12 protein-coding genes, 1 tRNA gene and 1 other RNA gene are annotated in these 13987 nt (G+C 65.4%); 10 read left to right on the top strand and 4 right to left on the bottom strand.

Annotated features, from left to right (window positions below):
* Positions 1-158 precede the first annotated feature (158 nt).
* Positions 159-1067 carry a LysR family transcriptional regulator gene (locus tag ABZ677_RS13345; RefSeq protein ID WP_176460616.1) on the bottom strand — a complete coding sequence of 303 codons (909 nt, stop codon included), beginning with the start codon at positions 1065-1067 and terminating at the stop codon, positions 159-161.
* Between the two features lie 137 nt (positions 1068-1204).
* On the opposite strand from ABZ677_RS13345, the gene ABZ677_RS13340 reads away from it, so the two are divergent.
* Both ABZ677_RS13340 and ABZ677_RS13335 read left to right on the top strand, forming a co-directional pair.
* Positions 1205-2602 (top strand): MFS transporter, encoded by a 1398-nt coding sequence (locus tag ABZ677_RS13340; RefSeq protein WP_037187735.1) that lies wholly within the window; start codon positions 1205-1207, stop codon positions 2600-2602.
* The gene (locus ABZ677_RS13335; protein ID WP_037187737.1) at positions 2599-3345 is read left to right on the top strand and encodes a 3-hydroxybutyrate dehydrogenase; all 747 of its coding nucleotides are present in this window, start codon (positions 2599-2601) and stop codon (positions 3343-3345) included. Before ABZ677_RS13340 ends, ABZ677_RS13335 begins: the two co-directional genes overlap by 4 nt.
* 183 nt (positions 3346-3528) lie before the next feature.
* Here ABZ677_RS13335 and ABZ677_RS13330 read toward each other — a convergent pair.
* A tRNA-Ser gene (locus tag ABZ677_RS13330) sits at positions 3529-3616 on the bottom strand.
* Positions 3617-3711: 95 nt separating this feature from the next.
* Here ABZ677_RS13330 and ffs point away from each other — a divergent pair.
* Together ffs and ABZ677_RS13320 are read left to right on the top strand one after the other, a co-directional pair.
* An RNA gene (ffs, locus tag ABZ677_RS13325) (signal recognition particle sRNA small type) lies at positions 3712-3806 on the top strand.
* 53 nt (positions 3807-3859) lie between these two features.
* Positions 3860-5146: an aminotransferase class I/II-fold pyridoxal phosphate-dependent enzyme gene (locus ABZ677_RS13320; protein ID WP_358369975.1), complete on the top strand. Its 1287-nt coding sequence runs from the start codon at positions 3860-3862 to the stop codon at positions 5144-5146.
* A 60-nt stretch (positions 5147-5206) separates the two neighbouring features.
* Here ABZ677_RS13320 and ABZ677_RS13315 read toward each other — a convergent pair whose 3' ends face one another.
* Positions 5207-6724: a DHA2 family efflux MFS transporter permease subunit gene (locus tag ABZ677_RS13315; RefSeq protein ID WP_170945875.1), complete on the bottom strand. Its 1518-nt coding sequence runs from the start codon at positions 6722-6724 to the stop codon at positions 5207-5209.
* Between the two features lie 105 nt (positions 6725-6829).
* Here ABZ677_RS13315 and ABZ677_RS13310 point away from each other — a divergent pair, with 105 nt between their 5' ends.
* Together ABZ677_RS13310 and ABZ677_RS13305 are read left to right on the top strand one after the other, a co-directional pair.
* A complete protein-coding gene (locus tag ABZ677_RS13310) occupies positions 6830-7501 on the top strand; it encodes a TetR/AcrR family transcriptional regulator (protein ID WP_358369972.1) in 672 nt (223 codons plus the stop codon).
* 123 nt (positions 7502-7624) lie between these two features.
* Entirely contained in the window at positions 7625-8920 is a 1296-nt protein-coding gene (locus ABZ677_RS13305; protein ID WP_358369970.1) for a lipase family protein, read from the top strand.
* Positions 8921-8945: 25 nt separating this feature from the next.
* Here the strand turns inward: ABZ677_RS13305 and ABZ677_RS13300 are convergent, their stop codons facing one another.
* Entirely contained in the window at positions 8946-9275 is a 330-nt protein-coding gene (locus tag ABZ677_RS13300; RefSeq protein ID WP_037187749.1) for a YnfA family protein, read from the bottom strand.
* Between the two features lie 105 nt (positions 9276-9380).
* Between ABZ677_RS13300 and phoU the strand changes: the two genes are divergently transcribed.
* From phoU to ABZ677_RS13280, 4 genes are read left to right on the top strand one after another with little or no spacing between them, the layout of a single operon-like run.
* A complete protein-coding gene (gene phoU, locus ABZ677_RS13295) occupies positions 9381-10034 on the top strand; it encodes a phosphate signaling complex protein PhoU (protein ID WP_037187751.1) in 654 nt (217 codons plus the stop codon).
* A 37-nt stretch (positions 10035-10071) separates the two neighbouring features.
* Complete coding sequence (locus ABZ677_RS13290; protein WP_052047332.1) at positions 10072-10875, top strand: transglutaminase family protein; 804 nt, start codon at positions 10072-10074, stop codon at positions 10873-10875.
* 55 nt (positions 10876-10930) lie between these two features.
* Entirely contained in the window at positions 10931-11506 is a 576-nt protein-coding gene (locus tag ABZ677_RS13285) for an HhH-GPD-type base excision DNA repair protein (protein ID WP_358369965.1), read from the top strand.
* Between the two features lie 51 nt (positions 11507-11557).
* Complete coding sequence (locus tag ABZ677_RS13280) at positions 11558-13951, top strand: helicase-associated domain-containing protein (protein WP_358369962.1); 2394 nt, start codon at positions 11558-11560, stop codon at positions 13949-13951.
* The last annotated feature ends 36 nt before the right edge of the window (positions 13952-13987 follow it).

Genomic DNA, 13987 nt, shown 5'->3' with positions numbered 1-13987 from the left:
GCGCTGGCGGTCCAACGCATCATCAGCGCTGGTCGGAGGGCTCATGGCCCTCCGGTCACCGATATGTTTACGCCGTCGAAATTGGCCTGAAGACGATCCTTACGGATCCTTTACGCCTGGGAATTCAGTCATGACACGAATATGACGCGGCCTTTTAGTCAGCTCTCTCCCAGCAGAGCCGAGCGCTGCTCGGTGACGACCGCGCGGATCGCGTCGACCACTGCCGATACCTCCGGTCGTCGCAGGGTTTCGGTGCGGGTGACGAGCCAGTAGGTCAGTTTCACCGCGATGGCGTCGGGCAGGATTCGTCGTAGGTCGGGGTGGCGGTCGGCCATGAAGCACGGCAGCAGTCCGATGCCCGCCGAGGCGCGAGTGGCCTCGACGTGGACGAAGACGTTGGTGGAGGTGACCGATTCGCGCATCGTCGGGGTGAAGTTGGGGGCCAGATCCAGATCGTCGACGTGCAACATGGAGTCGATGAAATAGATGAACGGGTGTGCGGAGAGGTCGGCCGGCACTTGCGGCGTTCCGTGGTCCTCCAGATAGGCCTCGGATGCATAGAGGCCGAGTAGATAGTCCCCGAGTCGGATGGCCTCGGCGCGATGCACCTGCGGTTGGCCGACGACGATCTCGATGTCCAAGCCCGATCGTTGCTGCGACGCGCGCCGCGTGACCGCGACGATCTCCACGGACACCCGCGGATGAGCACGTTGCACCCGCGCGGCGGCCGGAGCCGCGATGTAGGCGCTGAATCCGTCGGTCGCGGAAATACGTACGACGCCTTCCAACGCACCTGCGTCGGTCGAGACGAGGGTCCGCAGCGCATCCTCGACGGCCTCGGCAGCGGCCAGCGCGCCGCGGCCCAGCTGTGTCAGTTCCCAGCCACCGGCACCTCGGGTCAGGACGCGGCCGCCGAGCGTGTCCTCGAGTGCGGCGATGCGTCGGGAAATGGTCGTGTGGTTGATCCCCAGGTCGTCGGCCGCGGAGCTGTAACGACCGGTTCGACTGACAGCGAGCAGCACCAGCAGGTCGTCTGCACTGGGGATCTTCGCGCCACCGAGCGTCATGTGTGCAGTTTTGCAGATCCGACCTGCGTTCATGGCTCTTGCGCCCACAAACATCTGCACCAATACTCAGAGCAACCCGCAGTTGTGTGGTCCATCACATGCATGAACGTGACGTGCTGAGTAACACAGGAGAAAACATGAGCGTCGATCAGCCGCTGACAGAACGACCCGAACCGGATCCCGATGCCACCCCCACAGGCCTCAAGAAGGTCGTCGGAGCATCGATGGCAGGCACCATCGTCGAGTGGTACGAGTTCTTCCTCTACGGCACCGCCGCAACACTGGTGTTCAGCAAGATCTTCTTCGCTGCCGGAACCAGTGAGCTCGACGCGATCCTCGCGGCCTTCGTCACCTACGCCGTCGGCTTCGTCGCCAGGCCGTTGGGCGGCATCGTCTTCGGCCACTACGGCGACAAGTACGGCCGAAAGAAGTTGCTGCAGTTCAGCCTCGTCCTCGTCGGCGGAGCCACGTTCCTCATGGGCTGCCTACCGACCTTCGAGGCGATCGGCTACTGGGCCCCGGCCCTGCTGGTGACGCTGCGATTCATCCAGGGCTTCGCCGTCGGCGGCGAATGGGGCGGCGCGGTTCTCCTCGTCGCAGAACACAGCCCCAACAAGTCTCGCGGATTCTGGGCCAGCTGGCCGCAGGCAGGCGTCCCCGCAGGCAACCTGCTCGCCACCGTCGCGCTGCTCGTTCTGACCACCACCCTGTCCGATGAGGCCTTCCTCAGCTGGGGCTGGCGCGTCGCGTTCTGGCTCTCCGCCGTCATCGTCTTCGTCGGCTACTACATCCGCACCAAGGTCTCCGACGCCCCGATCTTCCTCGAGGCCCACAAGCAGGCCGAGGTCATCAAGGCCGCGTCGTACGGCGTCTTCGAGGTCGTCAAGCGTTACCCGCGTGGCGTCTTCACCGCGATGGGACTGCGCTTCGGTGAGAACGTCATGTACTACCTCGTCGTCACCTTCTCCATCACGTACCTCTCGGTCGAGGTGGGTACCGATACCTCCACGATCCTGTGGTGGATGCTGATCGCCCACGCGATCCACTTCTGCACGATTCCGTTGGTGGGCAAGCTCGCCGACCGCGTCGGTCGTCGCCCGGTCTACTTCGCCGGTGCCGTCACCGCGGCCACGTGGGGCTTCTTCGCCTTCCCGATGATGAACAGCGGCCACAACGTCGTCATCATGCTGGCCATCATCATCGGCCTGATGTTCCACGCCTTCATGTACGCCACACAGCCGGCCATCATGGCCGAGATGTTCCCGACGCGGATGCGGTACTCCGGTGTGTCCCTCGGCTACCAGGTCACCTCGATCGTCGCCGGCTCGCTGGCCCCGATCATCGCCGTGAAGCTGCTCGACGTCTACGGATCGTCCGTCCCGATCGCGGTGTACCTCGCCGTGGCCTGCGCCATCACCGTCGTGGCCGTCGTCGTCGCTCGGGAGACCAAGGGACTGGCGCTCGAGAGCATCGACATCGCCGACGCCAAGAACCTGGCCACCGAGGCCGAGCTGGCGAAGGCCGGTCTCAAGTGACCGACCTGAACGGACGCTCCGCCCTCGTCACCGGGGGAGCGTCCGGCATCGGGGCCGCCTGCGCTCGCGAGCTGGCCGGCCGGGGTGCACACGTCACCGTCGCCGATGTGAACGACGTTGCGGCAAAAGAATTGGCGTCGGAGATCGGCGGTGACGTCTGGTCGGTGGATCTGCTCGACACCACCGCGCTGGACGACCTTCGCTTGGACGTCGACATCCTGGTCAACAATGCGGGCATCCAGACCGTCGCACCGATCGTCGACTTCGACCCCGGCGCATTCCGCAGAATCCAGACGCTGATGGTCGAGGCTCCGTTCCTGCTCGTTCGAGCTGCGTTGCCGCACATGTACTCTCGCGGCTTCGGTCGAGTGATCAACCTGTCGTCGGTGCACGGACTGCGGGCCTCGGAATTCAAGGTTGCCTACGTCACCGCCAAGCACGCACTCGAAGGACTGTCGAAAGTGACGGCCCTCGAAGGTGCCGCCCACGGAGTGACGAGCAACTGCGTCAACCCGGGATACGTCCGAACGCCGCTGGTGGAAAAACAGATCGCCGACCAGGCCAAGGCACACGACATCCCCGAGAACGAGGTACTCGAGAAAGTCCTGCTGACCGAGGCGGCCATCAAGCGACTCGTCGAACCGGACGAAGTCGCCTCACTGGTGGGGTGGTTGACCTCCGAGAACGCGGGCATGGTCACCGGAGCGTCGTACACCATGGACGGTGGTTGGTCGGCTCGCTAGGTTCGGTGCCGCCCGCTCGGCGTCAATGGACCACTGCATACGTCTGAACGCTGCAATGTGCCATTGACGCGAACGGGGTAGACGCGAACGGGGTGGGCGCGCGGCCCGGTTGACGCGGGCAAGCGGTGAACAACCTCTCCTCGAACAGCAAGAAGCCCCCGTGACATGTCACGGGGGCTTCTTTGGCGGAGGATAGGGGATTTGAACCCCTGAGGGCGTTAACCCAACCCGCGTTCCAGGCGAGCGCCATAGGCCACTAGGCGAATCCTCCGTGGGGGAGCTTACCCGGTTACCCCCACCATCTCCCAAATCGGGAGGCGTGAAGGGTGGTGATGCGTTGCCCGACGGGAGGCGGCTACACTTCCTAACGGATCCCGCGCGGCGCGCATCCTGTGAACTCCCCCAGGGCCGGAAGGCAGCAAGGGTCAATGGGCTCTGCCGGGTGCGCGGGGTCCCCTTTATTTCAGTGACATCAACACTGTCCGGGGAACCAGTCACCGAGAGGCCGCTCCGCATGTCAGCGCAAACCCAGTTGGGTCTGATGAACCATGAGGAGCTTGCCTCCGAGCACGAGCGGCAGAGCGCGAAGTACACGCAGCTCAAGACCGAGAAACTCGCACTCGACCTCACCCGTGGCAAGCCGTCACCCGAGCAGCTCGATCTCGCGGCCGACCTGCTGACGCTCCCGGGCGCGGATTTCAAGGACGGCAACGGCACCGATTGCCGCAACTACGGCGGCCTTGCCGGCCTGCCGGAACTGCGTGCCATCTTCGGTGAACTCCTCGGCATCCCGGTGAAGAATCTGCTGGCCGGAAACAACGCCAGCCTCGAAATCATGCAGGACCTCGTCGTCTGGGCGCTGCTGCACGGTTTGCCCGACTCGCCGCGAGCCTGGTCGGCCGAGCCGAACGTGCGCTTCCTGTGCCCGGCCCCCGGCTACGACCGGCACTTCGCGATCACCGAGAGCTTCGGCATCGAGATGATCCCCGTTCCCGTGGGACCCGACGGCCCGGACGTGCACGAGATCGCCAACCTGGTGGCGTCGGATCCGCAGATCAAGGGCATGTGGGTGGTCCCGAACTACTCGAACCCCACCGGTGCCGTGTACTCGGAGGACGTGGTTCGCGCGCTGGCCACCATGCCCACTGCTGCACCCGACTTCCGTCTGTTCTGGGACAACGCCTACGCGGTGCATCCGCTGACCGAGGAATTCGCGCCGTCCTACGACGTCATCGGCATGGCCGCCGAGGCCGGTTTCCCCAATCGTGCGTTCGTGTTCGCCTCGACGTCGAAAGTCACGTTCGCCGGTGCGGGCGTCAGCTTCTTCGGCAGCTCCGAGGAGAACCTCGCCTGGTATCAGAAGCACCTCGGCAAGAAGAGCATCGGCCCGGACAAACTGAACCAGCTGCGGCACCTGCGTTTCTTCGGTGATGCCGAAGGTGTGCGGGCCCACATGGCCAAGCATCGAGAAATCCTGGCTCCCAAGTTCGCTCTGGTGCAGCAGATTCTCGAGGACCGGCTCGGTGCGTCGAAGATCGCCTCGTGGACCGAACCCAAGGGCGGTTACTTCATCAGCCTCGACGTGCTCGAGGGCACGGCCGCGCGGTCGATCGCGCTGGCCAAGGACGCCGGAATCGCTCTGACCGCCGCCGGTTCGGCCTTCCCGTACGGAAAAGATCCGGAAGACAAGAACATTCGCCTCGCCCCGAGCTTCCCCTCGCTCGGTGAGCTGGAGAAGTCGATGGACGGCGTCGCGACCTGCGTGTTGCTGGCCGCGACCGAAAAGTTGCTCGAAGGCTGACGCACGTGAGCGGAACCTCGTAGCCTGCTACGAGGTTCCGCTCACATGCGGCGAAGCCGCTCAGTGCCCGACGACTACCGCACCTTCGGGAGCCGAAGGCAACGGTCCGTTCTTCAGAAGCGTGGCCGAGAGCACCGCGCCGAGCAGGAAGATTCCCGACGCCCACCAGAACGTGGTGGTGTAGCTGGCGATCTCCGCGTTGGCCTGCAGCAGTGCCGCATCGGTTGCCGTCGCCATGTTCGAGCTGACGTAGCTGGTCGCCGCATTGGCGGCCACGGTGCTCAGCAGCGCGGTGCCGATCGAACCACCGACCTGCTGCATCGTGTTCACCGTTGCCGATGCGACGCCGGAGTCGTCCGGATCGACGCCCGAGATCGCGCCCTGCATGGCCGGGGCCATGGTGGCACCGAGGCCGAGGCCCATGATGACCAGGCCGGGCAGGATGTGCGTGACGTAGCTGCTGTCGACGTCGATCTGCGTCAGCAGTGCCATGCCGATGGACGCCACGACCAGGCCGGTCGTCATCAGGATGCGGGGTCCGAAGCGGGGGAGAACCAGCGCGGTCGACAGTGTCGCGGTGAGGATCAGCGACGCGATCATCGGCATGAACGCGAACCCGGTGGTGATGGGTGTGTACTTCAGCGTGTTCTGCAGGTAGTAGGTCAGGAACAGGAACACTGCGAACATGCCTGCGCCGGTAACGAATACGGCGAGGAACGACCCTGCGCGAGTCCGGTTCAGGACGATCCGCAGCGGCAGCAACGGATGCTCGACGCGCATCTGGATGGTCACGAACACCGCGAGCAGCACCACACCTGCGGCCAGGAATCCGAGGGTGACCGAGTTGCCCCAGCCGTCGGACTCGGCGTGAGCGAAGCCGTAGACGATGGAGAACAGTGCGGCCGAGACGGCGAGGGTGCCGGGGATGTCGAGCTTGGGCCGGACATCGACCTTGTGCTTGGCCAGGAACAGGAACCCGCCGACGAATGCGAGCGCGGCGAAGATCAGGTTGACGTACAGGCTCCAGCGCCAGTTGGCCCATTCGGTGAGCATGCCGCCGAGCAGCAGGCCGAGAGCGCCGCCGCCGCCGGCGATGGCACCGAAGATGCCGAATGCCTTGGCGCGTTCCTTGGTGTCGGTGAAGGTGGTGGCCAACAGGGACAGGGCCGCGGGGGCGAGCAGAGCGCCGAAGAGACCTTGACCAGCGCGGGCCGCGACGAGCATGCCGAAGTTGACGGCCGCGCCGCCCACTGCCGACATCAGCGCGAAGCCGACGAGCCCGATGAGGAAGGTGTTGCGCCGTCCGAAGAGGTCGCTCAGTCGTCCACCGAGCAGCAGCAGGCTGCCGAACGCGAGTGCGTACGAGGTGACGACCCAGGAGCGGTCGGCGTTGTCGAAGCCCAGGTCGAGCTGGGCGGCAGGGAGTGCGATGTTCACGATGGTCGCGTCGAGCACGACCATGAGCTGAGCCAGTCCGAGCGTCGCGAGAATCAGCCAACGATTCCGATGCGAACGTTCGTCGACCGGCGAGGTGGTCGACGTGGCGTCGCCCACGTTCTCCGATGAAAGGGTGGTCATAGTGTCCTCGGTTCGACTATGCGGAGGTGTACCCTCCGGTTGTAGAGCTAAGGTAGCAGCTAAGTGGAGGAATGTCCTCCGCTTATCGGGTGAAACGGACATCGAATGAGTGTGAGAGCGGACACAGCGGCATCGAAGCCGCTACGGGCAGATGCCGAGCGCAATCGACGACGCATCGTCGACGCGGCCCGTGAGCTGTTCGCCTCGCACGGCATCGACATCACGCTCGACGACGTCGCAGCGCACGCCAAGGTGGGCGTCGGCACCGTCTATCGACGCTTTTCGTGCAAGGAAGAACTGATCGACGGCGTGTTCGAGCAGCGTCTCGAAGACATGCTCGCCACCGCACAGCGCGCGCTCGAGGCCCAGGACCCATGGGAGGGGCTGGTGCAGTTCCTGACCGATGTGTGTGAGGGAATGTCGGCGGACCGCGGTCTCGGTGACGTCGTCCTCGGGTCCGACGAGGGCTGCCGCGGTATTGCTCAGGTTCGCTCGCGCATCGATCCGTTCTTCGAGAAGATCGTCGATCGAGCACTGGCCTCCGGGCAGCTACGGCCGGACGTCGCGGTCAACGACTTCTATCCCGTGCTCGGCATGATCGGCTCGTGCGTCGAATTCTCCAGCGCCGTCGACGCCGCCAACTGGCGTCGCTACTTCACCGTGTTGCTCGACGGCTTGCGGGGTGACGGCATCCCCCGATCGGCTCTGCCGGGGCGTCCGTTCACCAGCGACGAGGTCGACACGGCCAAGAATGCGATGCATCGCCGACGTCGCTGATCGTGAGGAGCCCGAACCAGCCCCTATGCGTTGTGTGGTGCATCACGTAAGGTGCGTCACGATAAGTGCTACACGGGGTAGCGCTCACTTGAAGACAAGTGATCGACGTTGGGGGTTTCCAGGGTGCGGTACAAGCGCGTGTTCGGTTCGGCCGTCGCAGTGGCGGCAGTGTTCATCGGGGTGACGGCACCGGCCGTGTCGGCTGCTCCGTCCACGGGTTCGACCGTCGAATCCGATTTCTACGTTCCACCGAGTCCGCTGCCCGCAGGCTCGCCTGGTGACGTGATTCGGTCGGAGCCGTCGAATCTGGCTCTGTCGGTCCCCGGAATCGGCGGTCCGCTGCCCGGCGCGGCAACGCGAATCATGTACCGCAGCACCGATTCCAACGACGGAGCCAATGCCGTCACGGGAACCTACATCGATCCTGCCGCGGAGTGGACCGGGCCCGGCCCACGTCCGCTCGTCGTCCTCGCCCCGGGAACCCAGGGTCAGGGCGATCAGTGTGCGCCGTCGAAGATGCTCAACAACGTCATCACCTACACCCCGCCGCTCGGCTTCATGGTCGAGTACGAGGTGCTCGCGGCGTACTCGCTGCTCTCGCAGGGTTACGGCGTGGTCATCACCGATTACGAGGGTCTCGGTACGCCGGGTGCGCACACCTACGTCAATCGCGCCTCGGAAGCTCACGCTGTGCTCGACGCGGCCCGCGCAGCGCAGAACCTGCAGGGCACCAAGATCTCCGCTGACGGCCCGGTGGCCGCGTACGGCTACTCCCAGGGTGGTGGCGCAGCCGCTGCCGCAGCGGAACTCGCCGATGAGTACGCACCCGAGATGAACCTCGTCGGCACCTACGCAGGCGCACCTCCCGCGGATCTGAAGGCGACCCTCGAGCAGGTCGACGGCACCATCTTGACCGGCGTCATCGGATACACCCTCAACGGTCTGCTCAACTCCGACCCCGGCCTGCGGCCCATCATCGACGAGAACATCAACGACGCAGGCAAGGCCATGCTGAATCTGGTCGCGAATCAGTGTGTCGGAGAAACGATTCTGAACGTCGGGCTGCACCGCACCAACGAGTACACCAAGACCGGTGAGCCGTTGTCGGTGGTGCTGGACAGGCTGCCCGTCGCTCAGGAGGTCCTGGCCAAGAACAAGATCGGCGAGCGGACGCCGAATGCTCCGGTGCTGATTCAGTCCGGTACGTCCGACGACATCGTTCCCCACGGACAGGCCGTCGGACTGGCCGGTGACTGGTGCGGCAAGGGTGCCACCGTGCAGCTGAGCGCCGCGCAGGTTCCGGCCATCGTGCCGGGTTCCGGTGCAGGACACCTCATTCCGGACCTCCTCGGCCTCGGCGAGGCGCAGAACTGGATCAAGGACCGGTTCTACGGAGTGCCCGCGCCGTCCAACTGCTGATCTGTCGAAGTACGGCCCGTGCGAATCAGCGCGGGCCGTACATGATCACCGCGACACCGATCAGTGCGATCGACGCACCGGTGATGTCCCAGCGGTCGGGTCGAAAGCCGTCGAGCACCATCGCCCACACCAGAGATCCAGCGACGAACACTCCGCCGTATGCGGCCAGGATGCGACCGAAGTTCGCGTCGGGCTGGAGGGTGGCGACGAAGCCGTAGGCGCCGAGGGCGATCACGCCCGCTCCCGCCCAGAGCCACCCGCGATGCTCGCGGATTCCCTGCCACACCAGCCATGCCCCACCGATCTCGAACACGGCTGCCACCGCGAACAGCATGACCGACCTCACAATGTTCATGCGACAAAGGCTCCCACAGCAGCGACTCGGTGTAGAAGGATGCGTTTGGGGGTACAGGCCTACAGGCCCCGCGTCGAGGGCCGATTCGGTAGGGGTGAGTGGTACATGCGGGACAGTTACACGGAGGCGCTGGACTCACTGGCGTCGAACCTGTCCGAAATGTCGAGAATTGCCGAAAAGGCGATGGTCGACGCCACCAGTGCGCTGCTGACCGCCGATATCGTGCTGGCCGAGCAGACCATCGAATACCGCGAGGAGATCGACGCACTCGCGGCCGACTGGGAACACGGAGCCTTCGGCTTCCTGGCCCTGCAGGCACCCGTTGCCCACGATCTACGACGCGTCGTCTCCGGAATCAACATCGTCGCCGATCTGCAGCGGATGGGCGGTCTCGCCGTCCACGTCGCAGAACTGGTCCGTCGTCGCCATCCCGCGCACGTACTGCCGCCCGAGGTCGAGGGTGTGTTCGAGCAGATGGGTCGAGTTGCCGTCGCGCAGGCGGAGGCAACGCAGCGCGTCCTGGAAACCCGAGACGCCGAACTCGCCGCCGACCTGCGAATCCAGGATCAGGAAATGGACGCGTTGCACCGCAGCCTGTTCATGCTGACCTCCGCACCCGACTGGCCGCACGGCGTCCCGGCCGCAGTGGACATCACGCTGCTCGGGCGCTTCTACGAGCGATACTCCGACCACACCGTCGAGGTCGCCAAACGAGTCATCTTCCTGGTGACCGGCGATCGCCTCACCGACGAGTCATAGTCTGCGCGAACGGCCCGAAGATGGCAGGATCGGCACGATGAAACGTGACGTCTCTGCGTACCTCGATGTCGACGTGACCGAGGCCAGCACCCTCGAGTTCCAGATCGCAATCGCTCCGCATCCAGGAACCGATGTGTGGGAAGCACTCTCGTTCACACTCGACGGTCAGCCGATCGAAGCGCAGGAGATCAGCGGTGCTCACGGCACCCGCATCCACAAGATCCATGCCGGCGTCGGCAAGCTCGAGGCGTCGTACTCGGCAACGATCTACGGCAACACCGAGCCTGCTCCGGTCTCCGATTACGACCTCTCTCTGTACCTGCGGCCCAGCCGATACTCCGAGGCAGACAAGTTCTTCGGCTTCGCGGCAACGGAATTCGGGTCCTACCCGCCGTCGGAGAAGCTGCTCGCCGAGGTCTCGTCCTGGGTCGGAGCGCGGCTGAGCTACGTACCGGGCAGCAGCGACCCCATCGACGGCGCGGTCGACACCCTCCTCGCCGGTGCCGGAGTGTGCCGCGACTACACCCACCTCGTGGTGGCACTGCTGCGCGCAGTCAACGTCCCCGCTCGCCTGGTCGCGGTGTACGCACCGGGCTGCGATCCGATGGACTTCCACGCTGTCGCCGAAGCGTTCGTCGAGGGACAGTGGCGAGTGGTGGACGCGACGTGCCTCGCACCGCGATCGACCCTGGTGCGCATCGCCACCGGACGCGACGCAGCCGACACCGCCTTCCTCGACAACCACGGCGGATCGATCATCCTCAACAGCGCCGTCGTCGGTGCCGTCGTCGACGGCCCGCTGCCCTTCGACGACATCACCCAGTTGGTCTCGATCACCTGATCTGCACGCTCTGCTCCTGGCACCCGCCATCGCAGGGCATGGCAGGATCGATCTCATGTCTCGCACACTGCACCTCGTCGGCGATCCAGAGGCCGATGCACTGCTCGCCGAGGATCCGTTCGCACTGCTGATCGGCATGCTGCTCGATCAGCAGGTACCGATGGAATCGGCGTTCGCAGGACCGAAGAAGCTCGTCGATCGTCTCGGTGACCTGAAAGTCGACACCGTCGCCGACGCCGATCCGGAGGAATTCGCGGCCCTGTGCGCGCAGACCCCGGCCGTACATCGGTTCCCGGGTTCGATGGCCAAGCGCATCCAGGGGCTCGCGGCGTTCCTGGTCGAGAACTACGACGGGAAGCCGCAGGAGATCTGGACCCGCGACGATCCCGACGGTGCCGAAGTGCTCAAGCGTCTCAAAGCGCTCCCCGGCTACGGCGATCAGAAGGCCCGCATCTTTCTCGCACTGCTCGGCAAGCAGATGGGTGTCACGCCCGACGGGTGGCGCAAGGCCGCCGGATCGTACGGCGACGACGGTGCGCGTCGATCCATCGCCGACGTGGTGGACGAGAAATCGCTGCTCGAGGTACGCGAGTTCAAGAAGGCAGCGAAAGCCGCAGCCAAGAACAAGTAAGTCTGTCGGTGCCCGTCGATACAGTGACCAGAACTTTCACCGGGGGGCGAGATGACCGAGAATATCGGGACCTACGAGGGCTGGCTGGGGTCTCTCGACGAGGACGCACTGACCGATCTGCTGCACCGTCGGCCGGACGTGGGCACCGACCCGCCACCGCGCTCGTTCGGCTTGCTCGCGCAGTTGCTCGGTGCACCGTCTCGGGTGTCGATGCTGCCGCGTCGACTCGACAGTGGCGCGCTCGCTCTCCTCGAATTGTTCGCGCTCATGGGCGATCTGAGCCGCGCCGAGATAGGGCACTGGGCCAGTGAGGGCCCGATCAACGAGACACCGCACATCGATGCCGCTCTCGCCACACTGACCGCCTACGGGTTGATCTGGCCGCGCTCCTCACCCGGCACCGGCACCGTCGAGTATTCGGCCATCGATCTGTGCGGGGTGTTCTCGCATCCGTTCGGACTTGCCCGCAGGCAGCGAAAGCTGTTCCTGCACTGCGCCGTCGAGCAGGACCGGCTGGCTGTGCTGTCGATCCTCGGTATCGACCCGACGCTCGAGCGAGGGGCGCGCGCCGACTCCGTTGCAACTGCGATGACGCCCGAGCGTATCCGCGCACTGTTCGACGGCGGGTCGGAGGAGATGCGAGCGATGTTGTCTCGCTTCGTCGATGGCAAGCCGGTGTCACTGATCTTCGACATTCCATCGAGCGCGGGGACCCCCGCCTTCGAGCGTGGATTGTTGTATCGACTCGACGGGCACCGCGTCGAGATGCCGCTGGAGGTGAGCATCGCCCTGCGCGGGGTCGGGTGGCGTCTGCCCATCGAACTCACGCCGCCGACCTTCGACACCCGCGTGCTCTCGCACGACGACGTGCGGCGCACTCGTTCCATCGCGCTGCTGCAGTTTTGCGAACACACGCAGGCGTTGCTGACAGCCGTCGACGCCGACGGCCTGACGACGATGAAGACCGGTGGCGTCAGTGCCAAGGAACTCCGGTCGCTGACGAGCAGGTTGGGATTCGCCGACGAACACGACACCGCGTTGATGCTGATGCTGGCACGCGAAGCCGGGCTGCTGGCCGAACGCGGAAAGACCGGCGTCGCGTTGACTGCGGCCTACGAGACGTGGTCGACGAGCACCCGAGCCGAACAGGCGGCCACGCTGGTGACCGCGTGGTGGAGTTCGCCTTTCACTCCCACTCACCGAGTGCCCCGTGCGTCGCAGAAGACGGTTCCGGTGCTCAAGAAGATGCTCGACGACCCCGCGGCAGCGGACCTGCGCGCGACGGCGCTGACAGCTCTGCTCCGATACGAGGACGCCGACTCACCGGTGACGGTTCTGCACGATTCGGAGGACTTCGACCGGTACCTGGACTGGCACATCCCGGTCGTCTCGACGAGCGCCGGGCCCGGTCACGTGCACGCGCTGTGGCGGGAGGCCGGTCGACTCGGGATACTGGCCGACGGTGCGCCGACCGATCTGTGCCGCACGCTCACCGAGTTCCCTGCGGGTCGAGACGGTGACCCTCACGAAATCCGTGCGGCTCTGGCCGCACAGTTGCAGGACATGGCCGAGTGGGTTCCGTTCTCCGTTCGGCTGCTGCCCGATTCCACGGCGGTGGTGACCGGGCCACCGAGCACCGAAGTGGCGTCGATACTCGGCGCGGCCGCACAGCCCGAGTCGAGGGACGTCGCATCGGTCTGGCGGTTCACCCCGGCGACCATCCGGGGTTTCTTCGACACCGGCGGCACCGGTGAGGAGTTGATCGATGCCTTGACCGCGATGGCCGACACCGACCTGCCTCAGGCTCTGAGCTACACGATCCGGGACTGCTGGCGCACCTACGGCGCACTGGCCGTACGCAGAATTCCCTGCGCCATCGTCTCCGAGGACGTCGTGCTGCTGACGAACATCGAGACCGACGAGTCCCTGGCCGTGCTGCAGTTCCAGCGCCTCGCGCCCACTGTCCTCGTCAGTTCGGCCACGCCGATCGACACCATCGCCGTGCTTCGCAGGAACGGATACTCACCGGTGCGGCACTCCGATACCGGGCAACTCCAACTCGACAGCGCACCTCGGGTCCGCGCGGGAGACAACCGGCCGACGCATCGTGCCGTCCACCCGGCACGGCATCGACGCGAACCACGAGAACTCGCGCGGCTCCTGCTGGCCGGTGGCAGCGGAACCGTCGACGAGGCACGAGTGCGGTCTGCACTGGATACCCACAGTCGGCTGCTGCCCCGTGAGCTGGATCTGCTGACCGACGCCGCAGCGCGCGGCACACCCGTCTCCATCGACTACCAGAACTCCAGGGGAGCCATCGTGCGGCACGCGATCTCGGATGCGCTGCAGGACGGCCACTGGCTGTACGCGCTCTCGGAATCGACCGGCGGCCGCGAGAGCTTCGCCATCATGAACATCCGAGCGGTGTCCACCGGCCCACAATGACCGGCGATGCAACTGTGTCCGTGGTCGCCGGTACCC

The sequence above is a fragment of the Rhodococcus sp. NPDC006774 genome, assembly GCF_040636045.1.
GTDB lineage: Bacteria > Actinomycetota > Actinomycetes > Mycobacteriales > Mycobacteriaceae > Rhodococcoides.
Note: the sequence above shows the minus strand (reverse complement) of the source record. Positions and strands in the feature narration are given on the sequence as shown.